21 protein-coding genes and 2 riboswitches are annotated in these 25,239 nt (G+C 65.0%); of the genes, 11 read left to right on the top strand and 10 right to left on the bottom strand.

The window, feature by feature from the left end; all coding sequences use genetic code 11:
* Nucleotides 1-31 precede the first annotated feature (31 nt).
* The gene (locus ACEN9F_RS04795) at nucleotides 32-457 is read left to right on the top strand and encodes a hypothetical protein (RefSeq protein ID WP_413418357.1); all 426 of its coding nucleotides are present in this window, start codon (nucleotides 32-34) and stop codon (nucleotides 455-457) included.
* Here the strand turns inward: ACEN9F_RS04795 and ACEN9F_RS04800 are convergent.
* The 7 genes from ACEN9F_RS04800 to ACEN9F_RS04830 form a co-directional block, all read right to left on the bottom strand.
* Nucleotides 454-1,419, bottom strand: a complete 966-nt coding sequence (locus ACEN9F_RS04800) for an ion channel (RefSeq protein WP_413418359.1) — start codon at nucleotides 1,417-1,419, stop codon at nucleotides 454-456. The two genes, ACEN9F_RS04795 and ACEN9F_RS04800, sit on opposite strands and share 4 nt — an antisense overlap.
* A 3-nt stretch (nucleotides 1,420-1,422) precedes the next feature.
* On the bottom strand, nucleotides 1,423-1,959 hold the full coding sequence (gene def / locus ACEN9F_RS04805; RefSeq protein ID WP_413426971.1) for a peptide deformylase: 537 nt from the start codon (nucleotides 1,957-1,959) through the stop codon (nucleotides 1,423-1,425).
* 2 nt (nucleotides 1,960-1,961) lie between these two features.
* The gene (galU, locus tag ACEN9F_RS04810) at nucleotides 1,962-2,858 is read right to left on the bottom strand and encodes a UTP--glucose-1-phosphate uridylyltransferase GalU (RefSeq protein ID WP_413418361.1); all 897 of its coding nucleotides are present in this window, start codon (nucleotides 2,856-2,858) and stop codon (nucleotides 1,962-1,964) included.
* 3 nt (nucleotides 2,859-2,861) lie between these two features.
* Nucleotides 2,862-5,195 carry an NAD-dependent DNA ligase LigA gene (ligA, locus tag ACEN9F_RS04815; protein WP_413418363.1) on the bottom strand — a complete coding sequence of 778 codons (2,334 nt, stop codon included), beginning with the start codon at nucleotides 5,193-5,195 and terminating at the stop codon, nucleotides 2,862-2,864.
* Nucleotides 5,196-5,209: 14 nt separating this feature from the next.
* Nucleotides 5,210-6,358 (bottom strand): cell division protein ZipA C-terminal FtsZ-binding domain-containing protein, encoded by a 1,149-nt coding sequence (locus ACEN9F_RS04820; protein WP_413418365.1) that lies wholly within the window; start codon nucleotides 6,356-6,358, stop codon nucleotides 5,210-5,212.
* Nucleotides 6,355-9,882, bottom strand: a complete 3,528-nt coding sequence (smc, locus tag ACEN9F_RS04825) for a chromosome segregation protein SMC (protein ID WP_413418367.1) — start codon at nucleotides 9,880-9,882, stop codon at nucleotides 6,355-6,357. Before smc ends, ACEN9F_RS04820 begins: the two co-directional genes overlap by 4 nt.
* A 72-nt stretch (nucleotides 9,883-9,954) precedes the next feature.
* A complete protein-coding gene (locus tag ACEN9F_RS04830) occupies nucleotides 9,955-10,578 on the bottom strand; it encodes a phosphatase PAP2 family protein (RefSeq protein WP_413418369.1) in 624 nt (207 codons plus the stop codon).
* A gap of 120 nt (nucleotides 10,579-10,698) precedes the next feature.
* On the opposite strand from ACEN9F_RS04830, the gene ACEN9F_RS04835 reads away from it, so the two are divergent.
* On the top strand, nucleotides 10,699-11,322 hold the full coding sequence (locus tag ACEN9F_RS04835) for a glutathione S-transferase family protein (RefSeq protein WP_413418371.1): 624 nt from the start codon (nucleotides 10,699-10,701) through the stop codon (nucleotides 11,320-11,322).
* 21 nt (nucleotides 11,323-11,343) lie between these two features.
* Nucleotides 11,344-12,009 carry a LysE family translocator gene (locus tag ACEN9F_RS04840; RefSeq protein ID WP_413418373.1) on the top strand — a complete coding sequence of 222 codons (666 nt, stop codon included), beginning with the start codon at nucleotides 11,344-11,346 and terminating at the stop codon, nucleotides 12,007-12,009.
* Between the two features lie 2 nt (nucleotides 12,010-12,011).
* Here the strand turns inward: ACEN9F_RS04840 and ACEN9F_RS04845 are convergent, their stop codons facing one another.
* Entirely contained in the window at nucleotides 12,012-14,630 is a 2,619-nt protein-coding gene (locus ACEN9F_RS04845; protein ID WP_413418375.1) for a DUF1631 family protein, read from the bottom strand.
* 227 nt (nucleotides 14,631-14,857) lie between these two features.
* Here ACEN9F_RS04845 and ACEN9F_RS04850 point away from each other — a divergent pair, with 227 nt between their 5' ends.
* Both ACEN9F_RS04850 and ACEN9F_RS04855 read left to right on the top strand, forming a co-directional pair.
* Nucleotides 14,858-16,540 carry a methyl-accepting chemotaxis protein gene (locus ACEN9F_RS04850; protein ID WP_413418377.1) on the top strand — a complete coding sequence of 561 codons (1,683 nt, stop codon included), beginning with the start codon at nucleotides 14,858-14,860 and terminating at the stop codon, nucleotides 16,538-16,540.
* A 157-nt stretch (nucleotides 16,541-16,697) separates the two neighbouring features.
* Nucleotides 16,698-16,901 carry a hypothetical protein gene (locus ACEN9F_RS04855; RefSeq protein ID WP_413418379.1) on the top strand — a complete coding sequence of 68 codons (204 nt, stop codon included), beginning with the start codon at nucleotides 16,698-16,700 and terminating at the stop codon, nucleotides 16,899-16,901.
* 49 nt (nucleotides 16,902-16,950) lie between these two features.
* Here ACEN9F_RS04855 and ACEN9F_RS04860 read toward each other — a convergent pair whose 3' ends face one another.
* Entirely contained in the window at nucleotides 16,951-17,511 is a 561-nt protein-coding gene (locus ACEN9F_RS04860) for an ATP-dependent Clp protease proteolytic subunit (RefSeq protein WP_413418381.1), read from the bottom strand.
* A 129-nt stretch (nucleotides 17,512-17,640) separates the two neighbouring features.
* Nucleotides 17,641-17,739, top strand: a riboswitch (glycine riboswitch).
* Nucleotides 17,740-17,743: 4 nt separating this feature from the next.
* Nucleotides 17,744-17,863: riboswitch (glycine riboswitch) on the top strand.
* A 75-nt stretch (nucleotides 17,864-17,938) separates the two neighbouring features.
* Here ACEN9F_RS04860 and gcvT point away from each other — a divergent pair.
* The 6 genes from gcvT to ACEN9F_RS04890 all read left to right on the top strand — a co-directional run bounded on the left by gcvT (nucleotide 17,939) and on the right by ACEN9F_RS04890 (nucleotide 23,610).
* On the top strand, nucleotides 17,939-19,060 hold the full coding sequence (gene gcvT, locus ACEN9F_RS04865; RefSeq protein WP_413418383.1) for a glycine cleavage system aminomethyltransferase GcvT: 1,122 nt from the start codon (nucleotides 17,939-17,941) through the stop codon (nucleotides 19,058-19,060).
* A gap of 45 nt (nucleotides 19,061-19,105) precedes the next feature.
* On the top strand, nucleotides 19,106-19,486 hold the full coding sequence (gene gcvH, locus ACEN9F_RS04870) for a glycine cleavage system protein GcvH (RefSeq protein ID WP_413418385.1): 381 nt from the start codon (nucleotides 19,106-19,108) through the stop codon (nucleotides 19,484-19,486).
* Between the two features lie 121 nt (nucleotides 19,487-19,607).
* Nucleotides 19,608-22,502, top strand: coding sequence for an aminomethyl-transferring glycine dehydrogenase (gene gcvP / locus ACEN9F_RS04875; RefSeq protein ID WP_413418387.1), 2,895 nt, complete (start codon nucleotides 19,608-19,610; stop codon nucleotides 22,500-22,502).
* Between the two features lie 92 nt (nucleotides 22,503-22,594).
* Nucleotides 22,595-22,927: an ArsR/SmtB family transcription factor gene (locus tag ACEN9F_RS04880; protein ID WP_413418389.1), complete on the top strand. Its 333-nt coding sequence runs from the start codon at nucleotides 22,595-22,597 to the stop codon at nucleotides 22,925-22,927.
* A gap of 8 nt (nucleotides 22,928-22,935) precedes the next feature.
* Nucleotides 22,936-23,172 (top strand): hypothetical protein, encoded by a 237-nt coding sequence (locus tag ACEN9F_RS04885; RefSeq protein WP_413418391.1) that lies wholly within the window; start codon nucleotides 22,936-22,938, stop codon nucleotides 23,170-23,172.
* A gap of 21 nt (nucleotides 23,173-23,193) precedes the next feature.
* On the top strand, nucleotides 23,194-23,610 hold the full coding sequence (locus tag ACEN9F_RS04890; RefSeq protein ID WP_413418393.1) for a hypothetical protein: 417 nt from the start codon (nucleotides 23,194-23,196) through the stop codon (nucleotides 23,608-23,610).
* Here ACEN9F_RS04890 and ACEN9F_RS04895 read toward each other — a convergent pair.
* Entirely contained in the window at nucleotides 23,596-25,227 is a 1,632-nt protein-coding gene (locus ACEN9F_RS04895; protein WP_413418395.1) for a methyl-accepting chemotaxis protein, read from the bottom strand. The two genes, ACEN9F_RS04890 and ACEN9F_RS04895, sit on opposite strands and share 15 nt — an antisense overlap.
* Between the last annotated feature and the right edge of the window lie 12 nt (nucleotides 25,228-25,239).

Genomic DNA, 25,239 nt, shown 5'->3' on the forward strand with positions numbered 1-25,239 from the left:
AGGTCCGCCATCGACCGCCAACAGCCGCGCCATGCCCCAAGCCCTGCCTTTTCCGATTCGTAAAGAGTGCCCGCCCGGCGCCTGCGAGTGCGGGCGCGAGGATTTGCTGGAGGCCTGGGACAGCGCGCCCGACGACACCGACATTCGCGTGCTGCGCCTGACGCGCGATCAGGAGAAGGTGCTGATCGAACGCATCGAAGCCATCGCCACCTACGAGGAACTGGGCCGCATCGAGCAGCGCATCCTTGAACAGTTGGGCATCAAGCTGACGATCACGCCCAGCGCGCACGGCGTCAGCACCGTCATGGGCTTGTCGATCAAGCTGGTCGAACAGCCCGGCCTGTGCCGCCGCACGCGCGAGAACCTGCCAGCCGCCGTGCGCCGCTGCTTCCGCAGGAATCCCGATATCGTCTACGCGCTGCTGAACGCCCGCGACCTGCTGGGCGCGGAAACCTAGGCAGGGTGCGCCAGCGCCGCGCCGGGCATGGCGCCGCCGGCGCTGCCATCCGGGTAGATGTCGTGGAATTTCCGGTAGTCGAGGATGCGCACATTCCCTTCCAGCTTGTCCGACATGATGTCGGCAAAGTGATGGTTAAAGAAGATATGTTCCGCCGCGTACGTCTGGCGCGCGTGCACGAAGTCGTTGAGCGTGTCGTCGGTACCGGACATGGCCACCGCCAAGGTCGTCCCCTCCCGCTGCAAATCCTCCTGCGTCTTGCCGAACAGCGGGCTGGATTCGTCGATCTTATGCATGATGGTCCAGGTCAGCGCGAACACGCCGGAGTTTTCGCGCTCCAGCTTCAGATCATAAAAGCGCGTGAATATCTGGCCTTCCAGCGTGGTCTCGCGCCGCACCAGCGAAGCCCGCACCGAGGCCTCCAGTATCAGGTTGGCGCGCTCGTTCCCGGTACGCAGCATCAGGGTCGGCACGCCGTTGAACGGCGTCACCACGGCGACATCGGAAAACACAATGCGCGACGTCGGCCGCGAGAAGCGCGCGAACAACAGGCCGGTCACCGCAGCCACCTCCACCATCCCGAGCAGGATTTCGGTGGACGCCACGATATGGCCGTAAGTGGTCGCCGGATTCATATAGCCGTAGCCGACGGTGGCCAGCGTCTCGATCGAGAAGAACACGCAGTCCGGGAAGTAGCCGGGACGCGCATTGGAGATCGATCCCGGCACCACGAAGAACGCCAGCGCGAACAGCAGGTTGGTGACGAAGTACAGCGCGCCGATCAGCAGCAGGAAGCGCGGCCAGCTGACGGTCAGCATCCAATGGTAGATGTCGCCCCAGTGCCAGCGGCTGATGCCGACCCGCTGGATCTGCGACGTACCCATCTGGAACACACCGCGCACATTACCCACCTTGGGCCGCTTGCTGGTCTGCGCGGGCTGGCGCACCGGGTGGTCGCTCATATGTTAATCGTCGTCGTTGGGATCGAGGTCGGGGAACATCACCTCGGTAAAGCCGAACCTGGAGAAGTCGGTGATGCGCATCGGATACAGCATGCCGAGCAGATGATCCACCTCGTGCTGCACCACGCGCGCATGGAAGCCGTCCACGTCGCGCGCGATCGGCTGGTTGAACTGGTCCACGCCTTCGTAGCGCAACCGGGTCCAGCGCGGCACGCTGCCGCGCAGCCCGGGCACCGACAAGCAGCCTTCGAAGCCCTCTTCCTTTTCGTCCGACAGCGGCGTCAGCACAGGATTGATCAATACCGTTTCCGGCACCTGGGGCGCATCCGGGTAGCGCGGGTTCTGCTTGAAACCGTAGATCACCAGTTGCAGGTTGACGCCGATCTGCGGCGCCGCCAGGCCCGCGCCATTGGCCGCGTGCATGGTGTCGAACATATCGGCGATCAGCTCGCGCATGGCCGGCGTATCGAACTCGGTCACCGGCTCCGCCACGCGCAGCAGGCGCGGATCGCCCATCTTCAGGATTTCACGTACAGCCATCATCAGCCTCCTTTATTCGTCTCGCATTGTATCTCGCGCAGGAACTGGCAATACTCCTCGCCGGTTTCCAGGTGCTTGAGGCCCATCGCCGTCGTCGCCTTCAGGTAGCCCAGCTTGGAGCCGCAATCGTAGCGCGTGCCATCGTAGCGGTAGGCCAGCACGCGCTCGTCGCGCATCAGCGCGGCGATGCCGTCGGTCAGCTGGATCTCGCCACCGGCGCCGCTGCCGAGGTTTTCCAGGTAATCGAAGATGCGGCCGGTCAGCACATAGCGCCCCACCACGGCCAGCGTGGACGGCGCCTGGTCCGGCGCAGGTTTCTCGACGATGCCATGCACCGTCTCCAGCTTGGGCAGATACGGCGAGGCGCTGACGATGCCGTACTGGCGCGTCGCTTCGCGGGCCACTTCCTGCACCGCCAGGATGCTGCTGCGCTCACGCTCATACAGCTCGGTCATCTGCGCCAGCACCGGCTTGACGCCGTCGTCGGTGTCCATGAAGTCGTCGGCCAGCAGCACGGCGAACGGCTCGTCGCCGATCACCGGGCGCGCGCACAGCACCGCATGGCCCAGGCCCAGCGGCTCGGACTGGCGGATGTAGATGCAGTTGATGTTTTTCGGGATGACGGTCCGCACCAGCTCCAGCAGATGCTGCTTGTTGGCCGCTTCCAGTTCCGACTCCAGCTCGTAGGCTTTGTCGAAATGGTCCTCGATGGCGCGCTTGTTGCGGCCGGTGATGAACACCATGTCGGTGATGCCGGCAGCCACCGCCTCCTCCACCGCATATTGGATCAGCGGCTTGTCGACGATGGGCAGCATCTCCTTCGGCTGCGCCTTGGTCGCGGGCAGGAAACGGCTGCCGAAACCGGCCACCGGGAATACGGCTTTTCTGATTTTTGACATGTTCTACTTTTCCAACAGCGCCAGCAGACCTGCTTCGTCAAGGATGGTGACTTCGAGTTCCTGCGCCTTGGCCAGCTTGCTGCCGGCGTCGGCGCCGGCGACCAGGTAATGGGTTTTCTTGGACACCGAGCCGGAGACCTTGCCGCCCTGCGCTTCGATCATGGCGGCTGCCTGGTCGCGGCTCAGGTTCGGCAGCGTACCGGTCAGCACAAAGGTCTTGCCGGTCTGCGGGCCTTCCGCCGCCTGTTCCGGCAACTGCGCCAGCAGGTCCTCGCGCAGCTTGTGCAGGGCGATCAGCTGTTGCTTGTGGCCGGGCTGCGCCATCCAGGCTTCCAGCGATTCCGCCACGGCGGCAGGCAGACCGAATACCGTGAACACCGGCAGGTGCGCCAGCACTTCCAGCGTCACGTCCTGCTCGAACAACTGCTTGCTGCGAGGCTCGGTCAGTTTCGGGATCGCCAGCGCGGCCATCAGCTTGACCATGTCCAGCTTCTCGCGCAGCTTGGCGCTCGGCGCGTGTTCGCCTTGCGGCGCCACGCCGGCAGCCAGCAGCGCGTCGATGGCTTCCTGGTTCTTCGGCTCGGCGAAGAAGTCGGCGATCGATTCCGCCACCGTGCCGCCGATATCGGGCAGCACGCGCAGCAGCGCCGCCGGCACGCGGCGTATCAGGTCGAAGCGGCCCAGCCATTCGGCCAGCGTCTTCGCGGTCGATTCGCCGACGTGGCGAATGCCGAGCGCGAACAGCATGCGCTCCAGCGGCGGATTCTTGCTGGCGGCGATGGCCTCCAGCAGGTTGTCCGCCCACTTGGTGGCGATCTTGCCCTGCGCGACAGTCTCCGGCGTCGTGCCGTCACGTTCATCGGCCAGGCGCTTCATTTCCAGCAGGTCGTCCAGCTTCAGCGCGTACAGATCGGCCACGCGCTGCACCTTGCCGTGTTCGACCAGGTTATCGATATAGCGGTCGCCCAGGCCTTCGATGTCCATCATGCGGCGGCCGGCGAAGTGGCGTATCGCCTCCTTGCGTTGCGCCGAGCAGAACAAGCCGCCGGAGCAGCGCGCGATCGCCTCGCCCTCTTCCCGCACCACGTGCGAGCCGCACACCGGGCAGGTCTTGGGCAGCACATAGGATTCCGGCTCCGGCGACGGCCGGCGCTCCAGCACCACGGCCAGCACTTCCGGGATCACGTCGCCGGCGCGGCGCACGATCACCGTGTCGCCGATGCGTACATCCTTGCGGCGCACCTCATCTTCGTTATGCAGCGTGGCGTTGGTGACGTTGACGCCGCCGACGAACACCGACGCCAGCCGCGCCACCGGCGTGATCGCGCCGGTACGGCCGACCTGCACCTCGATCGCCAGCACGGTGGTCAGCGCCTCTTCGGCCGGGAACTTGTGCGCCAGCGCGAAACGCGGCGCGCGCGACACGAAGCCCAGCGTGCGCTGGTCCTGCAGCGAATTGGCCTTGTAGACCACGCCGTCGATCTCGTACGGCATCGTCGGGCGGGCTTCGCCGATCGCCTTGTAGTACGCCATCAGGCCGTCGTAGCCGCGCACCACGCTGGCCTCTTTCGCCACCGGCAGGCCGAGCTCGCGATACCAGCCCAGCAGCGCGGAATGCGACAGCGGCATCTCCGCGCCTTCCAGCGCACCGACGCCATATGCGAAGAAGCTCAGCTTGCGCGAAGCGGTGATGCGCGAATCGAGCTGGCGCAGGCTGCCCGCCGCCGCGTTGCGCGGATTGACGAACTCCTTCTGGCCGGCTTCGCGCTGGCGCGCGTTCATTGCTTCGAAGTCGCTCTTGAACATCAGCACTTCGCCGCGCACATCGAGGATGGACGGCGGCGTGTCGGTCTTCAGGCGCAGCGGAAGCGAACGGATGGTGCGGATATTGGCGGTGACGTCCTCGCCGGTATAGCCGTCGCCGCGCGTGGCGGCCTGCACCAGCAAGCCGTTCACATAGCGCAGGTTGATCGCCAGGCCGTCGTATTTGACTTCGGCCGCGTATTCCACGGCGGCCGCCGCGTCGAGGCCTTCGCGCACGCGGCGGTCGAAGTTCTCGATATCCTCTTCGGTGAAGCCGTTGTTCAGCGACAGCATCGGCACCGTATGCGTGACCTGGTCGAACTGCGGCAGCGGCGCCGCGCCCACGCGCCTGGTCGGCGAGTCGTCGAGCGCCAGCTCCGGGTGTTCTTCCTCGAGCTTTTGCAGCTCGATAAACAGCTTGTCGTACTCCGCGTCCGGGATGGTGGGCGCGTCTTCAACGTGATAGGCGTGCAGGTGCTTGTTCAGCTCAGCGCTCAACGATACGATGCGCGCTTTGTAATCCACTTCTGTCATTGCTACTTCCTGGATCAGCTAAACAAACGCAATGCGCGGGTGGAACCGGCCGGGATATCGGCGTCGTTCATCTCGGCATAGAAATCCTGCACCTGGCCGGCGATCTCGCCCAGTGCGGCATCCGACAAGGGCTGGTTGTAATCGTCGACGATGGTCGCGTCGAGGCGGCCCACCAGCGATTTGGCGCAGGCCACCATCGCGCCGAAACCGTCGCGCGACGGCGCCACGCATGGCACGTCCAGCAGCAGCGTCAGGCGCGGCGTGGTTTCCTCGGCCAGCGTGACGTTGGTCGACAGCGAGAACAGGAAGCCGCCGTCGCCGTCCGGCATCACGTAGCGGCCGTCCGGACGCACGTCGAAGCCTTGTTTTTCCAGTGCGCCCAGCAGCGTCGTGATCGCCCACGGCGCGCCGTTGGTTTGCAGGTTGACGCCCAGCTGCGCGTCGTGGCCGGCGACGAAGCGGTGCAGGTTGCGCGCTTCGGCCATCACTTCGATCATGTCCGGGATTTCCGGCTCGGCGCCGATTTCGTCGGCCATCGCGCGCAGGCGGGTCACCAGTTCCGAGTATTCCAGTTCGTTCAGCGCGGTGCTGCGGCTGGCCAGCTGCACGCCGCCCTGCAGCCGTGTGTAGACGCCGCCGTGCGCGATCGGTTCCCAATCGCCGCTGACGGCCAGGCCGATGTAGTGCACCGGCTTGTTGCCGACCATGCGCAACGTCTGCAGCACCGGCAGCAGCTTGTCGCCGCGCGCCGCGCCTTCCAGCGCCAGCGGCAACAGGCAATCGATCAAGGGATCGACCAGCGCGGTGGCCTGTTCGGCCGCCGCCACGGAGGCGGCGTTGGCGCGCGCGGTCAGCGCTTCATCGGCGGCGTCGCCGGTACTGAATTCCGCCGCCACCGCGCCCAGCGCGGCAGCCGCGGCCGAGGCTTCGCCGCCGGCCAGGCCTGGCGTGGCGCTGTCGAGCGAGAAGCTCGGCTCGTGACGCGCCGGCTCGTGCCGGGCGGCCGGCGCATCGCCGGTGCGCATCAGCACATCGTCATGATCGGTCGAGAAGGCGCGTTCCACGCTTTTCTTGGCCTTGTATTCCTGAATCTTGTTGTACGTGAAAACGCCGGCGACGAATACGCCGGCGATTCCGATCAAACTCATTTGAAGGTCTGTCATGCTGCTTGTGCCTCGGAAGCGAAGTTTGCGGCGGATTCCATATCCACCGCCACGATGCGCGATACGCCCTGCTCTTGCATCGTCACACCGATCAGTTGGTTGGCCATCTCCATCGCAATCTTGTTGTGCGAGATGAAGAGGAATTGGGTATGGTCGGACATGCGCTTGACCATCCGGCAGAATCGTTCGGTATTGGCGTCGTCCAGCGGTGCGTCGACCTCGTCGAGCAGGCAGAACGGCGCCGGGTTCAGTCTGAACATGGAGAACACCAGCGCCGTTGCGGTCAGCGCTTTCTCACCGCCGGACAGCAGGTGAATGGTGGCGTTCTTCTTGCCCGGCGGCTGGGCCATGACCTGCACGCCGGAGTCGAGAATTTCATCGCCGGTCATGATCAGCTTCGCCTGGCCGCCGCCGAACAGGATCGGGAACAGCTCGGAGAAGTGACCGTTGACGCGGTCGAAAGTGTCTTGCAGCAGATCGCGCGTTTCCTTGTCGATCCTGGCGATGGCGTCTTCCAGCGTGTTGATCGCCTCGGTCAAATCCGCGTTCTGCGAATCGAGGAAGTTCTTGCGTTCGGAAGCGGTCGCCAGTTCGTCCAGGGCCGCCAGGTTGACCGCGCCCAGTGCCGAAATCGCATTGGTCAGGCGCGTCACCTCGCCCTGCAGGTAAGAGGCCTTCATATCGGGATGCAGCTTCTCGGACAGCGCCGCCTCGTCGGCCTGCACTTCGGCCAACTGGGCCGCGAACTGTTCCTGGTTCAGGCGCGCGGCCTGTTCCTTCAGCTGCATTTCCATGATCTTGTCGCGCTGCGGCTGCAGCGCGCGCTCGGTCGACATGCGGCCTTCCTCGAACATGCGCAGCTGCTGCGCGATCTGATCGAGTTCGTGGCGCGCGTCGGACAGCGCTTTCTCCTGTTCGGTGCGGCGGTCCAGCAACTCCTGCAGGCCCTCGTTGGCGGTGCCCTGTTCCAGGCCCTCCAGCTCCATGCGGCCCGCTTCCAGGCTGTCCGTCACCTGCACCACCTGCGCGGTCGCGGTGGCGATACTGCGGCGGAATTCCTCGATCTTGCTGCGCTGGGATTTCTCCGCGAACTGCACTTCCTGCGCCGTGCGTTCCAGGTCGCGCAAGGATTCGCGCGCATCGGCCAGGCGCTGTTCCTTTTGCATGAATTCGGTCTGGCCGTCTTCATGCTCGCCCTGCAGATTGCCGAGTTCCATATCGAGCTGCTCGAACTTCTCCTCGGACTCCATCTTGATCTGCGTTTGCTCCTCTTCCTGCGCGCCGATTTCGGCCAGGTCGGTCTCGATCTGGTTGCTGCGCTGGTTGAAGCGCGCCTCGATCTCGGACAGCTTGACCACATCCAGTTGCAGCGTATGCACCGACGACTGCAGGCTTTGCAGCTTGGCGCGGTATTCGGTCAGCCGGCGCGTCGATTCGGAGACGGCGGCATCGGCGCGCACCGAACGGGCGCGCGCTTCGTCGGCCAGCATCTGCTGCGCGCGCAGCTGCTTGGTGATGTTGTCAATTTCCTGCTGGCGGCCCAGCATGCCGTCCTGCTCGGAATCGGCGGCGTAGAAACGCACGCTGCCCTGCGTGACGGCATGGCCCTGGCGCGTGACGAAGCAAGCGCCGGGCGGCAGCTTGGCGCGTTCGGCGAAGGCTTCGGCCGTGTCTTCGGCGATGTAGACGTTGTGCAGCCAATCCTGCAGCAAACCGCGCAGGCCGGGATCGTTCAGCTTCAGCAGATTCAGGAACGGCTTCAAACCCGCCACTTCCACCGGCGCCGGCGGCACCGCGGTCGACGGCGCGAACAGCGCCAGCTTGGCCGGCGGCGCATCGTTGAAGAAGGCCTTGGCCCACTCGATGTTCGACATCTGCAGCGCCGAGGTGCGCTCGCGCAGCACGGATTCCAGCGCGGTCTCCCAGCCGGATTCGATATTCAGTTTTTGCCACAGGCGCGGCAGCGAGTCCAGCTCGTGCTTTTGCAGCCACGGCGTGACCTTGCCCTGCGTCTGCACGCGCTCCTGCATCTGGCGCAGCGCGTTCAGGCGCGCTTCCAGCTGGGCGTTGGCCGCCGTCTCGGCGTTGACCTGCTGCTGCGCGGCCTGGCGCTCATCTTCCAGCTTCGGCTGCTGCTCCTGCGCCTCTTCCAGCAGGAAGCCCTGCTCTTCCAGCGCCTGCTGCTTCTCTTCCAGCTGCATGCGCAGATTGCCCAGATGCGTACTGTCCGGCAGGCTCAAGCCGCTCTTCTCCTGCTGCAGGCGCTCGCGCCGCACGGCCAGGCCGTTGAGGATGTTGTTGGCGTTGCGCTGGTGTGCCGATTCCAGTTCCAGTTGCTGCTGCGCCTGCATGATGCGGGCGCGCGACTCGGTGCTCCTGGTCTGCGCCTCGCGCCACGACTGCTCCAGCATCGGCAGCGACTCGGCCTTTTGCTCGGCCATCATCTGCGACTGCTCGACCTTGGCCGACAGCTCTTCCAGCGTGAACTCGGCTTCCTCGATCTGGCCGCCGTATTCGGTGGCCTGCTGCTGCCACTGGTCGCGCTGCGCGCTCAGCGCGGCCAGCTGCTGCTGCAGGCGGCTGCGCGATTCGATGACGAACTTGATCTGCGCTTCCAGGCTGCCGATTTCGGCGTTGGTCTGGTACAGGCTGCCCTGCGCCGTGTGCAGGCGGTCGCCGGCGGCAAAATGCGCCTGGCGCATCTGTTCCAGCGACAGCTCGACGTTGCGCAGCTTGGCGGTTTGTTCTTCCAGGTCGTTCTGGGCCTGCTCGACTTCGCGGAAGTACTTCTTCTGCTCGGTCTCGGCCTCGACCTTGCGCAGCAGCCAGAGCAGCTTCTGCTTTTCTTCCTGGTCCGATTGCAGCTGGTGGAACTTGGTCGCCACGGCGGCCTGGCCTTCCAGCTTCTCCAGGTTGGAGTTCAGCTCGCGCAGGATGTCGTCCACGCGCAGCAGGTTCTCGCGGGTGTCGTGCAGGCGGTTTTCCGTCTCGCGGCGGCGCTCCTTGTACTTCGAGACGCCAGCGGCCTCTTCCAGGAACACGCGCAACTCTTCCGGCCGCGATTCGATGATACGGCTGATCATGCCCTGGCCGATAATCGCGTAGGCGCGCGGACCGAGGCCGGTGCCGAGGAAGATGTCCTGGATGTCGCGCCGGCGCACCGGCTGGCCGTTGATGTAGTAGGTCGACGTGCCGTCGCGCGTCAACGTGCGCTTGACCGCGATCTCGGCGTACTGGCCCCACTGGCCGGACGCCTTGCCGTCGTTGTTGTCGAACACCAGCTCCACGGACGCGCGCCCGGCCGGCTTGCGGTGGGTCGAGCCGTTGAAAATGACGTCCTGCATGGACTCGCCGCGCAGCTCGGAAGCCTTGGATTCGCCCAGCACCCAGCGCACGGCGTCGATGATGTTCGACTTGCCGCAACCATTGGGACCAACCACGCCAACCAACTGACCCGGCACCTGGAAATTGGTGGGATCGACGAAAGACTTAAATCCCGACAATTTGATGGAAGATAAACGCACGTTGTTATCTGGATAGTGGGCTGTAAAAGTTCACAATAATACCATTTTGCGCATGGAATCTGGCCAAAAACGCTAGTCTAACGGGCGTGGAGCGCGCCAGATGTAGGGAATATGCGGCTGCTCGTGTCCAGCCAGATACAGCGCGGCCTTGGTAATCCATAATTCCGTGGGAATCGGTTCGATGCGCGGGGCAATCAGCAGGGCCGGCAGGCACAGCAAGCCGAGCACCCGGCTCAACACCAGCTCGCGTCCGGAGCGGGCGTACCAGATGAAGGCCGCCGCCACCGTAAAGCCCAGCAGGCAGCCGGTCACCACTTCCGACACCGAATGGGCGTTGATCTTCACGCGGGAGATCGCGATCAGCACCGTCAGCCCGCCGCCGGCCGCCAGCGCCGCCAGCCGCACCGGCCTGCTTGCGCCGTAGACCAGCAGGTACAGCGCCACCGGAAACACCGCCGCGGCCCGCATCGCATGGCCGCTGATGCCGGCGAACGCCACCGACTCGACGCCCACGCCCCAACCGATGAAGGCGATCTTGGTCGCCACCACCAGCGCCATGCCGACGCCGAACAGCAGGCTCCAGGTCAGCGTCAGCCGCCAGGACTTGCCGGCCAATAGCCAGATCGCAATCGCCAGCCCGATCGGACCGGTGACCGCCAAACTGCCCAACACGCCCAAACCGTGCCACCACATCATTGTTTCGCCGCCTCTAAGTCTGTGTACCCGCATTCTAGCGAGTATTGCCGAACAACAACAGTTAGAACTGAATTAAGGGGCCTCCAGCGGCGGTTTTTCCGCCGTGGCATACTCTTGGCCATGCTCACCGTACTTGGAAAATCGTCCTCGATCAACGTCCGCAAGGTATTGTGGACGTGCGCCGAAATCGGCGCGCCCTACGCCCTGGAACAGTATGGCACCGGATTCCTGCCGACGGCCACACCGGAGTTCCTGCGCATGAATCCCAACGCCATGGTGCCGGTCATCGTTGACGACGGCCGCAGCCTGTGGGAATCGAACACCATCTGCCGCTACCTGGCGGGCAAGTATGGCCGCGCGGACTTGCTGCCGGCCGAGCCGATGGCGCGGGCGCAAGTGGAAAAGTGGATGGATTGGCAAGCCACGGAGCTGAACAATTCCTGGCGCTACGCCTTCATGGCACTGGTGCGGTGCAGCCCGGCGCATGCCGATCCGGCCGCCATCGCTTCCAGCACGGCGGAATGGAACCGGCTGATGGCCATGCTCGATGCGCAACTGGCCGCCACCGGCGCCTATGTTTGCGGCCAGACCTTGACCCTGGCCGATATCGTGCTCGGCCTGTCGGTCAACCGCTGGCTGTCGGTGCCGATGGAGCGCCCCGCGCTGCCTGCCGTGTCCGCCTATTTTGAACGTTTGAGCGAGCGCCCCGGCTTTCTCGCCCATGGCCGCAACGGCCTGCCCTGACCTTAACCTGGAGATGTTGCAATGACTGTATCGACCTGGCTGTTGTTCTTATCGGTTTCACTGGCGGCGGCGTTCAGTCCGGGGCCGGGCGTGCTCATGGCGATCTCCACCGCCACGACACAGGGAGCGCGGCGGGCGTTTTACAGTTCGGCCGGCAATGCGCTGGGCGTGTTTATCGTCGCCACGACGGCGGTGGCCGGGCTCGGCCTGGTGCTGAAGACATCGGCCATCGCCTTCGGCGCGCTGAAGCTGGCCGGCGCCGCCTACCTGGTCTACCTCGGCATCAAGACTTGGCGCCAAGCCTCGGTCGCCGTCGCGCCAGCCGATGCTGCGGCCGCTGCCACTGCCGATGTCCCGGCCGCGAAGCCGGTGGAAGCCAGCCGTTTCAGCACTTTCCGCAGCGGCCTGCTGGTCGCGGTCAGCAATCCGAAGGCGATTTTGTTCTTCACGGCGGTGTTCCCGCAGTTCATGCCGCCGGACCATATCGATCCGGTGCGGTTCCTGCTGCTGACCTCGACCTTCACCGCCTGCACGCTGATTTCGCACTTCTTCTACGTCGCCTGCGCCGCATGGCTCAAGCGCAGCGTCAAGCACAGCGCGGCCCGCTCGCGCCTGGCCAAGCGCGGCACCGCCGTCATCTTCGTCGGCATGGGCGGCGCCCTGCTCAGCTTGACGCATTCCAAATAGATTTAGCCGAAGGCGGAGGCCGGAGGGTCGATGGAGGCGTCGTTGTCGGCGGCGCGGGCCAGGGCCTGGGACAGGGCGACGGCGACCACGCCTTCGTTGCGCACCACTTGCGCGGTGTGCTCGCGGAAGCGCTGGGCCAGCTGCTCGCCGGACATCGAGAACGCTTCCTGCCGCGCTGCGGTCGAGAAGATGTACAGCGTGCGCAACGGACTGATCCACGCCAACTTGACCTTGCGGCTGCTGCCGTCCTCCTGCTCGAACTCCAGCCACATGCCGCGCGCCAGGCCGTCGACTTCGATGATGGCGTCTTCCTCATCGGGATCCGGCGCGGATTGCTGCTGGGCGCGCGCTTCGGCGGCGGCCTTTTCCTCGGCCTCGGCCTTGGCCTGCAATTCCAGGCGGCGTTCGGCGGCCTGCTGCGCTACCTGCATCGAGATCTCCAGCTGGCGTTCCGGCGACATCTCGATCGGCGCGCGCACGATCGAGGCGTGGCATTCGGCCAGCTCGGCAAAGAATTGCAAACGGTCGGCGTCCTGCCACTTGATGACGTCCAGCCATTTGTTCAGCTGGGATAGCAGCCCCGGCAGCTTGGCGATCAGCTGCTTGCGGTCGTCGGCGTTCAGCTTCGGTCGCACGCTCCAGATCAGTTCGTCCATGGTCTTGGTGGCGTTGTTGACGGCGCCCGGCTTGTCGTCCTCGATGCTGTAGGCCACGGTCAGCACCGATACCCAGCGCTGCTCCAGGAAAGCCTCGACCACGGCGATCACCTCGCCGGTGCCGATGCGCAAGGCTACGGCGTTCTTGGCCAGCTTGGTCGACTCCGCCATCTTTTCCTGCTTCAGCGCGGCGGCGATCGGCGCGGAGATGGCGGTCGCGGCGGCGCGCTCCTCGGCCTGGATCGACGCTTCCAGTTCGCTGACGGCTTCGGTGAACACCGACAGTTCATGATCGTAGTCGCGGCCGACACGGTCGACGCTGCGCTGCATGGCCTGGAACAGCGGATCGTCCGGCCCCTTGCGCTGCTCCCAGCCCATGCGCGACAGCAGGTCGATCAGGCGGCGCGCAGGATGGGCATCTTGGAAGAAGAAATCCTTGTCGACCAGCGCGGCCTTCAGCACCGGGATTTGCAGGAAGCGGATCAGGTCGCGGATTTCCTGCGAGATGTTCTGGTCGCGGAACACCGTGTCGAACACCGCCGACAGCAGGTCGATGGTGCTTTCGTCGTTACGCGACAAGCTGCCTTGCGGCATGCTCTGCTTGATGTTCGGCAGGTAGAAGACCTTGGCCGATTCTGCCGTCTCGCCGGCCGGTGCGGCGGCGCCGACGACTCCGGCGGTGCCAGCCATTGCGCCCAGGCTGCCGATCGATTCATACGGCACGGCCTTTTGCAGCTGCGCCAGATATGCCAGCAGCGGTTGCTTGCCGCCGATCTGCGACAGGCGTTGCGCGTCTTCATTGCTCATGACGCCGCCCTGGAAGCCTTGTGCCGGACCTTGCACCCATACGCCGCCTTCGCCTTGCACCGCGCCGGCAGGCATCAGCACGCCAGCCGCCGGCACGAATCCGCCCGCCACGCCGACCGCGCCCGGCGCTCCTGCCACCATGACCATGCCGGCCGGCACGGCGCCAGCCACCTGCTGCGCTGCCGCCACCGACTGAGCGCCTGCCACATGAGCGCCCGCCGCCGGGGCGCCCGCCTGCGCGCCGTTCGGCACCCAGGTGCTGCCCGCCGTCAGCGCCGACATCGGCAAATCCGGAATACTCAGGTCGATATTGCCGCCTGCGCTCTGGATGATGCCGCCGGCGATGCCGTCGACGATCTCGCCGGCGGCCGACCCGGCCACGTCGCTGGAGGCGAAGAATTGCCGCAACTGCTGCGCCAGCGCCGCCTGGTTGCTGCGCGCGCGCGACGGCGCGGCCTTGGAGGCATCCGCCTTGCGGCCCTTGTAGCCATCGACCGAGCCCGGCAGCACGCCCTTGCTCTGCAAAGCCAGGTTCAAGGCATCCAGCATCGGGCCCAGTTCAATGAACATGCCCGGCTTGATCATCGGCTGCAGCAGCGGCGCGGATTCCGGCTCGGTATCGAACTCGGCCCAGGCCTGCTGCAGGGCGACCAGGAACACCTCTGGCCGGAACGGGTTCTGGCTGCCGCGCAAGATGTCGCGGTCCAGCAGGAAAGCCAGCCGCACATTCAGCGTCTGCAATTGATCGGCATACAACGTTTCGAACGGCTTGCTGACGCCGCCCAGCGCCACCTTGGTATCCATTTCCTCGAACGGCACCAGCGACAACGGCCCGCTCTCGCCCCCCGTGCCTTTGCCCTTGGCGGCCGGCGCCAGCTCGGCGATCTCGCGCCGCAGCGCCTTTTCCAGCGTGCTGGTGGCCAAATGCAGGAAGGCAAAATTCCGGTTGCGCAACTGGTTGCCGGCGCGCAGCCGGGCCTGGATGGCGCGCGTGTCGCCGTCGGTGGCATCGATCAGCGCCCCGGCCAGCTTGGTGGCCAGGTCCAGATACTGGTCGCCCGCATGCTTGAGCGCGATGCCGATCAAATCCTCCAGCAAGGCATGCCGCGGCGTAACCGTCTTTTTCGGCGATGCGGGCGTTGTAGGAGTGGCAACCATGTCTGACCTGAAGAGATAAAGTGTTCCGTATACCGCATTCTTACACAGTCTTTCCATAAGGCAATACAAGGAAACTAAGAATGTGCAATTTTTCGCGTATTTTACTGATTTCCAGCAACTGCTTTTGGCGCAAGCCCGGTGTTGATGGGGCTCAATGGGCAAGGTTGAAGTTTCCTTAACATAACAAACTCAGCCTGCCCGACCGCCCTAGCCACCAAGGATGCCCCATGAAATTCCTGCATCAGCTCGAAACGTCCAGCAAACTGCTGGCCGCCTTCGCCATCGTGCTCAGCCTGACGGCGCTGCTGGGCCTGAGCGCGCTGTCGCGCATGAGCGCCATCAACCATGCGTCATCCGAATTGTCCGGCAAATGGCTGCCGCAGACCATCGCCGTGCTGTCGCTGCGCAACGATTTGCTGGAACTGCGCAAGCTGGACCACGTTATCGCCGGTGACAAGGATAGTATCGACGACGCCGCGCAAAAACTGAACAATGCCGCCTCGGCTTTTCGCGGCAACAGCGAACAACTGGCCCGCGTGCTGGGCGAAGGGCCGGCGCAGCCCCAGGCGGAGGAACTGCAGCGGCTGGCGACCGCCTATCTGGCGGAGCACGACAAGCTGGCCGCATTCGCCCGCGACGGCAAGCAGGACGAAGCCAGGGCCGTCCTCAAGGGCAGTTCGCAGCAATTGCTGGACAGCCTGAACGGCCAACTCGGCAAGCTGCTGGCCGGCGGCATGCAAGCCAGCCAGGAGGCGGCGCGCGTGGCGGATACGCTCTACGCCGGCGCCAGCGTCATCACCTTCAGCCTGCTCGCCATGGCCATCGCCGGCGGCGCGCTGCTGGCCTTGTGGCTGGCGCGCTCGATCTCCGCGCCTCTGCAGCAGGCCATGCTGGTGGCCCAGCGCATTGCCGGCGGCGACCTCAGCACACGCATCGAGGTGCATTCCAGCAACCAGACCGGCAAGTTGCTGCAGGCGATGCAGCAAATGAACGACAACCTGCTGGCCATCATCGGCCAGGTGCAGGACGGCGCCCGCGCCCTCGGCGGCGCGGCGTCGGAAATCGCCGACGGCAACCTCGATCTGTCGGCCCGCACCGAACAGCAGGCCGGCGCGCTGGAGGAAACCGCATCGTCGATGGAACAGCTGACCGCGACCGTCAAGCAGAACGCCGAGCACGCGGTGCAGGCCAACCAGCTGGCGCTGTCGGCGTCGGCCGTGGCGGTGCGCGGCGGCGGCGACGTGGCGCAGGTGGTGGGCACGATGGCCTCGATTAACGAGAGCTCGAAGAAGATCGCCGAAATCATCGGCGTCATCGACGGCATCGCCTTCCAGACCAATATCCTGGCGCTGAACGCTGCGGTGGAAGCGGCCCGCGCCGGCGAACAGGGACGCGGCTTCGCGGTGGTGGCGTCCGAGGTGCGCAACCTGGCCCAGCGCAGTGCGGCGGCGGCCAAGGAGATCAAGGAGCTGATCGACGATTCGGTCGACAAGGTGGTGCTCGGCACGCAGCTGGCCGACCAGGCCCGCAACACGATGGAGGAAGTGGTCGGCAGCGTCAAGCGCGTGACCGGCCTGATCGGCGAGATCGCCGACGCCAGCGCCGAGCAGACCGCCGGGCTGGAGCAAGTCAATCAGGCGATCTCGGCGATGGATCAGGCCACCCAGCAAAACGCCGCGCTGGTGGAGCAGGCTGCTGCGGCGGCAGCCTCGATGCGCAGCGAGACCGGCAAGCTCAGCCAGGCCATCGGCGCCTTCGTGGCGCCGGGAACGGCGCCGGCAGCGGCGCCGCTGGCGGACAACATTGCCGAACCACGCTCGGCGCGTGCCGCCAAAACGCCGCGCAACGCGCCGGCGTTGTCGCCGGCAAGCGCCCGCAAGAGCAAGGAAGTCGAATGGGAAGAGTTTTAGGAGACCAGCAAGGCATGCTCCTACAAGCCACCAAGGAGAATTCCGATACCGATAGCGAGAACGAAATCGCATCATTGCCACTGCTGAAACGCGTCGGGTATCCAATACCGGTGCGCTCCTGGCGAGTACGTTCTTTCACTTTCGTAAAGGAATCAAAATGAACGCGAATCAAAAAGGTGGCAGTAGCAAGCAGGGCTCTAACCAAGGCAGCAGCAAGCAATCGGGCAGCCAGGGCTCGTCCAGCGGCACGTCGCGCAGCGGCAGCGGTACGCAAGGCGGCACCCATGAGCAGCACGTGGAAGCCGGCCGTCAAAGCCACAAAAACGACGGCAACAAGCAATCGGGCGACAAAAACCGCTAGGTAGACAAGCAGCGGTCATGCGGCGTCCTGCCGGCGCCGCATCGCCTTCCTAGATGTTGGTGACCCGCTCGCCGCTCGGCGGCACGAAGTCCCTCACCTGCGTGATCATTCCCACTTTCAAGCCCTCGCTCGCCGTCAGGTGCAGGTCCGAATACTCGTGCGTGCGCCAGTGGTCTTCGCTCAGCCGCACATGCTGGCGCAGGATCTGCTCGGTGCGGGCGTCGTCCGCCTGCAAGCCCTCGACGATGATGCGCAAGGCGTCCGGACGGGCGCCGTGCGGCGCGCTGGCATGCGACTTGTGCACCATGAAGCGCGCCGTGTCGCTGGCGTAGCGCTCGGCGCCGGCCAGGAACAGCACCACCGCGATCGACGCCACCGCGCCGGCGTTGTAGGTGATGATCTTGATCGGCAATTTGCTCAGGTAGTTGTACAGGCAGATGCCATCGCTGACGTAGCCGCCGTTGGACTGGATCAGGATGTGGGCCGTGGTGATGCGGTCCTCGGTCATGTCCGCGACGGCGTCGAAGACGCGGCGGACCATATCGCTGTTTACGTCGCCGGACAGGGTGAACCACGCGTGGCCCTCGGAATTGGTTTGGTCTTGGCTCATGGCTGGGCTCTCGAATAAGTGTGATTTATTCTAGCAAATAGTTGATTTTCGGGCCTTTTTGTTGCAATCCATTCGTGCGCGCCCCTTGCCGCCAAGATTGACAATAAGGCTCTTCTGACATATATTCCCGAGTCTTGATCGGGAGAGGGTTGCCGGGCGAATTCGCCAGCGCAGCCGCCGAAGGGGCACTACCCAAAAACTCTCAGGCAAAAGGACCGATCAAGGGGCCAATTGGCTCAACTCTGGAGAGCGGCCGCGGCATACGCCGGCGGCCCACCGAAGGGGCGCGCGGAGAAAATCGAGTGCAAACTCGCTCCGTAATCTCTCAGGTACCAAGGACAGAGGGGTCTGCGATCATTGTGGAATCTGCTTTTTAGCCGTTCCTTGTATGTTCTGTTAACCCCTATTCGATTTGGACCGAGGAATCATGACGCTCAAAGCCACCCCACTCAACAATGCCCACCGCGCCGCCGGCGCCAAGATGGTCGATTTCGGCGGCTGGGACATGCCGGTCAACTACGGTTCGCAGATCGAAGAACACAACGCCGTGCGCACCGACGTCGGCATGTTCGACGTCGCCCACATGTGCGTGGTCGACATCAAGGGCGACAACGCGCGCGCCTTCCTGCGCGGCCTGCTGGCCAACAACGTCGACAAGCTGCAGGTATCGGGCAAGGCGCTCTACTCCTGCATGCTCAATCCGCAAGGCTTCGTCATCGACGACCTGATCGTCTACTTCATCAGCGAGAGCTGGTTCCGCCTGGTGGTCAACGCCGGCACCGCCGAAAAAGACGTGGCCTGGATGCAGCAGCAAAACGCCGCCACCAACAGCGGCCTGACCATCACCCAGCGCCGCGACGGCGCCAATGCGATGGCGCTGATCGCCGTCCAGGGCCCGAACGCCCGCGCCAAGGTGTGGGACGTGATTCCTGAATCGAAAGCCGGCACCGCCGACATGAAGCCGTTCAACGTCGCCTTCGCGCAAAGCCCGGTCTTCGGCGAGGCGATGATCGCCCGCACCGGCTACACCGGCGAAGACGGCTTCGAGATCGGCGTCGCCGCCGGGCAGGCCGAGAACCTGTGGAACGCGCTGGTCGCGGCGGGCGTCAAGCCGGCCGGCCTGGGCGCGCGCGACACGCTGCGCCTGGAGGCCGGAATGAACCTGTACGGCCAGGACATGGACGAAACCGTCAACCCGCTGGACGCCGGCCTGGCATGGACCATCGACCTGGTCTCCGAGCGCGATTTTATCGGCAAGGCCGCGCTGCAGGCGATGGGCCAGAACGCCCAGTTCGTGGGCCTGATCCTGCGCGAAAAAGGCGGCGTGCTGCGCGCGCACCAGAAGGTGATCGTGGCCGGTACCGATGCCGCCGGCGAGATCACCAGCGGCACCTTCAGCCCGAGCATGCAGCAGGCGATCGCGCTGGCGCGCGTGCCGAACGGCGTGAACGTCGGCGATACCGTGCACGTGGAAATCCGCGACAAGAAGCTGGCGGCGTCCGTCGTCAAGCTGCCGTTCGTGCGCAACGGTAAAATCCTGGCTGTTTAATTCGATTTAGTTTAATACCCTGACACCTACCATCTGGAGCCTCACATGAATATCCCTGCAGACCTGAAGTACACCGAATCCCACGAGTGGGTACGCGCCGAGGCTGACGGCACCGTCACCGTCGGCATCACCGAGTACGCACAGGATGCGCTGGGCGATATCGTCTTCGTCGAGCTGCCGAAAGTCGGCAAGAGCTACACCGCCGGCGACGACGCCGCCGTGGTGGAATCGGTCAAGGCAGCCAGCGACATCTACGCTCCGGTGTCGGGCGAAGTCATCGCCGTCAACGAAGACGTGGCCGGCGCGCCGGAATCGATCAACGCCGACGCCTATGCGGCGTGGCTGTTCAAGATCAAGCCGGCCGATGCGGCCGCGATCGACGGCCTGCTGGACGCAGCCGCCTACGGCAAGACCACCGCAGCGTAATCACCGTCATTCCCGCGCAAGCGGGAATCCATGCCGAGCGCGCGCAATCGCCTCGGCATGGGTCCCTGCCTGCGCGGGGACGACGTATCGCCTCATTCCTCATACTGCCCTCGCCCATATCATGACCCGCACCAGCCTGACCCAACTCGAAGCGCGCGACGCCTTCATCGCCCGCCACATCGGCCCTGACGCCGCAGAACAGGACGCCATGCTGTCCGTCCTCGGCTACGCCTCGCGCGCCGCCCTGATCGACGCCCTGGTTCCCGCCAACATCCGCAACCAGGGCGCGCTGGCCCTCGGCCAGTACTCGCAGCCGATGCCGGAACAGGAAGCGCTGACCAAGCTGAAAAAGATCGCTTCGAAAAACAAGGTGCTCAAGTCGCTGATCGGCCAGGGCTACTACAACACGCTGACGCCTGGCGTCATCCTGCGCAACATCTTCGAAAACCCGGCCTGGTACACCGCCTACACGCCGTATCAGCCGGAGATCTCGCAAGGCCGCCTGGAAGCGATCCTGAACTTCCAGCAAACCATCACCGACCTGACCGGCATGGGCATCGCCAACGCCTCGATGCTGGACGAAGGCACCGCCGCCGCCGAAGCGATGACGCTGATCCAGCGCGTCGGCAAATCGAACTCGCAAGTGTTCTACGTCGCCGACGACGTGCTGCCGCAAACCCGCGAAGTGGTCGAGACCCGCGCCAAGCCGCTGAACATCGAAGTCAAGACCTTCAACCCGGCCGAACTGTCCAGCATCGGCGACGCCTTCGGCGTGCTGCTGCAATACCCGGGCGTGAACGGCGTGGTGCGCGACTACAAGGCAGGCGTTGACGCCGTCAAGGCCAAGGGCGCGATGGTCGTCGTCGCCGCCGACCTGCTGGCGCTGACCATGCTCACGCCGCCAGGCGAATGGGGCGCCGACGTCGTTGTCGGCAACAGCCAGCGCTTCGGCGTACCGCTGGGCTTCGGCGGCCCGCACGCAGGCTACCTGTCGACGCGCGACGAATTCAAGCGCAGCATGTCCGGCCGCCTGGTCGGCGTCACCATCGACGCCCAGGGCAACAAGGCCTACCGCCTGGCGCTGCAAACCCGCGAGCAGCACATCCGCCGCGAAAAAGCCACCTCCAACATCTGCACCGCGCAGGTGCTGCTGGCCGTGATGGCCTCGATGTACGCCGTCTACCATGGTCCCAAGGGCCTGCTGCAGATCGCCAAGCGCGTGCACCGCTTCACCGGCGTGCTGGCGTCGAACCTGAAGACGCTGGGCTACACCGTCACCAACGACAGCTACTTCGACACGCTGACCATCGCCGTGAAGAACGCCGAACAGCTGCACGCATCGGCCCATTCGCACGGTGTCAACCTGCGCGTGATCGACGCTTCGCACGTTGGCGTCTCGCTGGACGAGACCACCACCCGCGAAGATATCGCGCTGCTGTGGACCGTGTTCTCGCACCCGGTCGGCGGCCCTGCCCACGGCCCAGACTTCGACACCGTCGAAGCAACCGTCGCGCGCTCGTTCCCGGAATCGCTGGCCCGCACCAGCGAGTACCTGTCGCACCCGGTCTTCAACCGCTACCACTCCGAAACCGAGATGCTGCGCTATCTGCGCGGCCTGGCGGACAAGGACCTGGCGCTGGACCGCACCATGATCCCGTTGGGTTCGTGCACCATGAAGCTGAACGCGACCTCGGAAATGATCCCGGTCACCTGGCCTGAGTTCTCGAACATCCACCCGTTCGCGCCGGACAGCCAGACCGTCGGCTACCGCGAAATGATCGCGCAGTTGGAAGAGATGCTGTGCGCGCTGACCGGCTACGCCGCCGTCTCGCTGCAGCCCAACGCCGGCTCGCAGGGCGAGTACGCCGGCCTGCTGGTGATCCAGGCCTACCACCAGTCGCGTGGCGAAGGCCACCGCAACATCTGCCTGATTCCATCGTCGGCGCACGGCACCAACCCGGCGTCGGCCAACATGGTCGGCATGCAGGTGGTCGTCACCGCCTGCGACGCCAGCGGCAACGTCGACCTGGCCGACCTGAAAGCCAAGGCCGAACTGCACTCGAAGAACCTGGCTTGCGTGATGGTGACCTACCCATCGACCCACGGCGTGTTCGAGGAAGGCATCCAGGAACTGTGCGAAATCATCCACGGCCACGGCGGCCAGGTCTACATCGACGGCGCCAACATGAACGCGCTGGTCGGCGTGGCGGCCCCTGGCTCGTTCGGCGGCGACGTCTCGCACCTGAACCTGCACAAGACCTTCTGCATTCCTCACGGCGGTGGCGGTCCTGGCGTCGGTCCTATCGGCGTCGGCGCGCACCTGGCCAAGTTCCTGCCTAACCAGCGCTCGAACGGCTATATCCGCGACAACGCCGGCATCGGCTCGGTCAGCGCCGCGCCGTTCGGCTCGGCCAGCATCCTGCCTATCTCGTGGATGTACATCGCGATGATGGGCGCGGAAGGCCTGACCGCCGCCACCGAAACCGCGATCCTGAACGCCAACTACATGGCGCGCAAGCTGTCGCCGCACTACCCTGTGCTGTATTCGGGCCACGACGGCCTGGTCGCGCACGAGTGCATCATCGACCTGCGTCCGCTGCAGGACGCCACCGGCATCAGCAACGAAGACGTCGCCAAGCGCCTGATGGACTTCGGCTTCCACGCGCCGACCATGAGCTTCCCGGTACCGGGCACGCTGATGATCGAGCCGACCGAAAGCGAATCGAAAGCCGAGATGGACCGCTTCATCGACGCCATGGTCACCATCCGCGGCGAGATCGCCAAGGTGGAAAGCGGCGAATTCGACAAGCTGGACAACCCGCTGAAATTCGCGCCGCACACCGCCGAGGTGCTGACCGCCGACGTCTGGGAGCGCAAGTACAGCCGCGAAGTGGCGGCCTATCCGGTACCGTCGCTGCGCAAGCAGAAGTACTGGCCGCCGGTCGGCCGCGCCGACAACGTCTACGGCGACCGTAACCTGTTCTGCGGCTGCGCGCCGATGAGCGATTACGAGTAACCCAGACAGTCCACAGGAAGCCCGGCACGCGCCGGGCTTTTTTTTCGCCTAAAGTGTTTGACATGCTTACACCTGTCAGATATTCTTTACATATGAAATCGAAAACGCCATCCCCAACCGGAGACCAGTTGCTGGCCATGCTGGCGGCGCTGTCGAATCCGCACCGGTTGCGCATCGTGGCGGCGCTGGAGTCCGGCGGCCGCAACTACGTCAGCCAGCTGGCGCGGGAAATGGGCATCAGCCGCCCCCTGCTGCATCTCCATCTGCAGAAGCTGGAGGATGCGGGCCTGGTCGCCAGCAAGCTGGAACTGTCCGCCGACGGCAAGGCGCTGAACTACTTTGAAGTACCCGACTTTAGCGTGGAGCTGACCCCAGCGATGATCGCCGAAGCGGTGCAGTCCCTGTCTACCAATCCTGAACCATAGAGGCCGTTATGTCTGAACCCATTTACCTGCTAACGATCTTCCTGCTGCCAGTGACGGTGCTGCTGATCTTCGGCATGCGCTTCGTGGCGCAGCTGCAGCAGACAAAACTGCGCCACCAGAACGACGAGGCATATCGTCAGCTGGCGGAACGCAGCATCGCCGCGCAAGCTGAAACGGCGGCCGCGCTGGCGGACCTGAAGACGCGCATCGTCGCGATTGAAAAAATACTGAAAGAAGTCGAGTAATCCACTTATAGGAGCTTCATCATGCAACCAGTATCGCTGACCCGCTTATACATGCTGCGCACCGTGTACCTGATCATCGCCGTCGGCCTTGGCCTGGTGATCTGGCCCGGCGTGATCCATCACGACAAGCCGTGGGGCCTGATGCAGGGCTTCGTCAACTGCATGCTGGCCGCCTTCGGCCTGCTGTGCGCGCTCGGCGTCCGCTACCCGCTGCAGATGCTGCCGGTGCTGCTGTGGGAAGTGCTCTGGAAGACGATCTGGCTGATCGTCGTCGCGCTGCCGGCCTGGCTGGCCGGCCCGCTGGACCAAGCGATGATGGAGGAACTGTTTGCGATCAGCCTGGTGGTCATCATCCCGATCGCCATGCCATGGGGCTACGTCTACAACAAATACCTGAAACAGCCCAGCGATCGCTGGAGCGGCCTAGCTTCGCACTGAGGCCAGCCGCAGCCGCACCACGCGCGCCGATTCGCCGGGGCGGCGCGGCGCTGGTGGTTCGATGCCTTCGTCCAGCTTGAATATCGCGACCGCCTGGGATAGATACAGCGCTTGCCGCTGCAGGCTGCTGGCGGCGGCCGCCGCCTGCGCCACCAGGGCCAGGTTCTGCCGCGTCACATGATCCATGCCGACGATGGCCTGGCGCACGCCGTGCAGTCCCTGGACCTGCTCCGCGCCGGCGTCGCCGATCTGGCCGAGGACATCGCCCATCCGCCGCACCGAGGCGACGATTTCCGCCATGCTGGCGCCGGCCTCCTCGACCGAAAGGCTGCCGCCTTCGATCTCCGCCGCCGACTCGGCGATCAGCGTCTTGATTTCCTGCGCCGCGCTGGCCGAACGCTGCGCCAGCGTGCGCACCTCGCCCGCCACCACCGCGAAGCCGATGCCATGCTCGCCCGCGCGCGCCGCCTCCACCGCGGCGCTCAGCGCCAGCACATTGGTCTGGATGGCCAGTCCGTCGATCACGCCGACGATCTCCACCACCCTGCGCGAGCTGCCGCGTATCGACGCCATCGTCACCACCAGCCGCTGCACCACGCTGCCGCCACGCACCGCGAAGCTGTTGGCGCACAGCGCCAGCTGGCTGGCCAGCTGCGCGTGGTTCACGGTTTGCTCGACGGTGGCGCTCAATTCCCGCATCGAGCTGCCGGCTTCCTCCAGCGTGCCCGCTTGCGCCCTGGCGTGCCGCGCCAGTCCCGCGCTACCCTGTGCGATCTCGCGCGAGGCATGGTCTATCGATTGCGCCGAAGCCAGGATGGTTTTCAGCGTGGTATTCAAATTGCGGATGCTGGTGTCGAGCGCGCGCGCCGTCTCGCCGATTTCATCCTTGCCATAGACGCGCGGGCGTACCGTCAGATTACCCTCGGCCAGATCGACGGCGGCGGCGCCGATCTCGCGCACTTCATTCAGCATGGCGTTACGCACCGCCATCGTCACCAGCAACGACAAGGCGATCGACAACGCCACCACGATCGGCATCCAGGTCGACAGCACGCCGAAGTCGGTCTCGGCATCCGCGTAGGCGAGTTCGCTCAGGCTTTGCTCCAGCCGCGATAGTTCCTCCAGCCGCTGCGCCGCCACGTCGAACGCCCGCTCGGCCTTGGACATGGCGTTGGCCGCCATCGACTGGTCGGCCATCGCCAGCTCGATCACGTCGGCGATGGCCTTGACGTACACCGCGTGCGCGGCCTGCGACTGCGCCACGAAGCGCCGCTCGGCCGGATCGGACTGCACCGCCATTTCCAGTTGCGCGAACTGGCGGTCCAGCGCCGCGTGGCGCATGTGGATGTCGCGCACCAGCGCATCGACGCGCGGCGGCGAGAAGCTGGCGTTGATCCAGGTGAGCAGCTGGTAGATTTCGGCATGCGCGCGGTTGGCGCCGATCACCAGGTCGGCTGCGGCCTTCAGGCGCGTGGCGCGCTGCTGCACCATGTTGTCGAGCGACTGGTTCTGCCGCAGCAGCCCGAGATAGGCCCCGGCCGACAGCACGATCAGCAGGATCAGCACCATGCCCGGCGCCAGCAGCAGCTTGGGGCCGATCCGCAGTTTACTGAGCATGTCGCGCACGGC

The sequence above is a fragment of the Duganella sp. CT11-25 genome (assembly GCF_047302815.1).
GTDB lineage: Bacteria > Pseudomonadota > Gammaproteobacteria > Burkholderiales > Burkholderiaceae_D > Rugamonas.

What these genes read in the sequence shown, in the direction of transcription:
- ACEN9F_RS04795 (WP_413418357.1), top strand. Translation starts at nt 32, where the DNA reads ATGCCCCAAGCCCTGCCTTTTCCGATTCGTAAAGAGTGCCCGCCCGGC.
- ACEN9F_RS04800 (WP_413418359.1), bottom strand. Translation starts at nt 1,419, where the DNA reads ATGAGCGACCACCCGGTGCGCCAGCCCGCGCAGACCAGCAAGCGGCCC.
- def (WP_413426971.1), bottom strand. Translation starts at nt 1,959, where the DNA reads ATGGCTGTACGTGAAATCCTGAAGATGGGCGATCCGCGCCTGCTGCGC.
- galU (WP_413418361.1), bottom strand. Translation starts at nt 2,858, where the DNA reads ATGTCAAAAATCAGAAAAGCCGTATTCCCGGTGGCCGGTTTCGGCAGC.
- ligA (WP_413418363.1), bottom strand. Translation starts at nt 5,195, where the DNA reads ATGACAGAAGTGGATTACAAAGCGCGCATCGTATCGTTGAGCGCTGAG.
- ACEN9F_RS04820 (WP_413418365.1), bottom strand. Translation starts at nt 6,358, where the DNA reads ATGACAGACCTTCAAATGAGTTTGATCGGAATCGCCGGCGTATTCGTC.
- ACEN9F_RS04830 (WP_413418369.1), bottom strand. Translation starts at nt 10,578, where the DNA reads ATGATGTGGTGGCACGGTTTGGGCGTGTTGGGCAGTTTGGCGGTCACC.
- ACEN9F_RS04835 (WP_413418371.1), top strand. Translation starts at nt 10,699, where the DNA reads ATGCTCACCGTACTTGGAAAATCGTCCTCGATCAACGTCCGCAAGGTA.
- ACEN9F_RS04840 (WP_413418373.1), top strand. Translation starts at nt 11,344, where the DNA reads ATGACTGTATCGACCTGGCTGTTGTTCTTATCGGTTTCACTGGCGGCG.
- ACEN9F_RS04845 (WP_413418375.1), bottom strand. Translation starts at nt 14,630, where the DNA reads ATGGTTGCCACTCCTACAACGCCCGCATCGCCGAAAAAGACGGTTACG.
- ACEN9F_RS04850 (WP_413418377.1), top strand. Translation starts at nt 14,858, where the DNA reads ATGAAATTCCTGCATCAGCTCGAAACGTCCAGCAAACTGCTGGCCGCC.
- ACEN9F_RS04855 (WP_413418379.1), top strand. Translation starts at nt 16,698, where the DNA reads ATGAACGCGAATCAAAAAGGTGGCAGTAGCAAGCAGGGCTCTAACCAA.
- ACEN9F_RS04860 (WP_413418381.1), bottom strand. Translation starts at nt 17,511, where the DNA reads ATGAGCCAAGACCAAACCAATTCCGAGGGCCACGCGTGGTTCACCCTG.
- gcvT (WP_413418383.1), top strand. Translation starts at nt 17,939, where the DNA reads ATGACGCTCAAAGCCACCCCACTCAACAATGCCCACCGCGCCGCCGGC.
- gcvH (WP_413418385.1), top strand. Translation starts at nt 19,106, where the DNA reads ATGAATATCCCTGCAGACCTGAAGTACACCGAATCCCACGAGTGGGTA.
- gcvP (WP_413418387.1), top strand. Translation starts at nt 19,608, where the DNA reads ATGACCCGCACCAGCCTGACCCAACTCGAAGCGCGCGACGCCTTCATC.
- ACEN9F_RS04880 (WP_413418389.1), top strand. Translation starts at nt 22,595, where the DNA reads ATGAAATCGAAAACGCCATCCCCAACCGGAGACCAGTTGCTGGCCATG.
- ACEN9F_RS04885 (WP_413418391.1), top strand. Translation starts at nt 22,936, where the DNA reads ATGTCTGAACCCATTTACCTGCTAACGATCTTCCTGCTGCCAGTGACG.
- ACEN9F_RS04890 (WP_413418393.1), top strand. Translation starts at nt 23,194, where the DNA reads ATGCAACCAGTATCGCTGACCCGCTTATACATGCTGCGCACCGTGTAC.
- ACEN9F_RS04895 (WP_413418395.1), bottom strand. Translation starts at nt 25,227, where the DNA reads ATGCTCAGTAAACTGCGGATCGGCCCCAAGCTGCTGCTGGCGCCGGGC.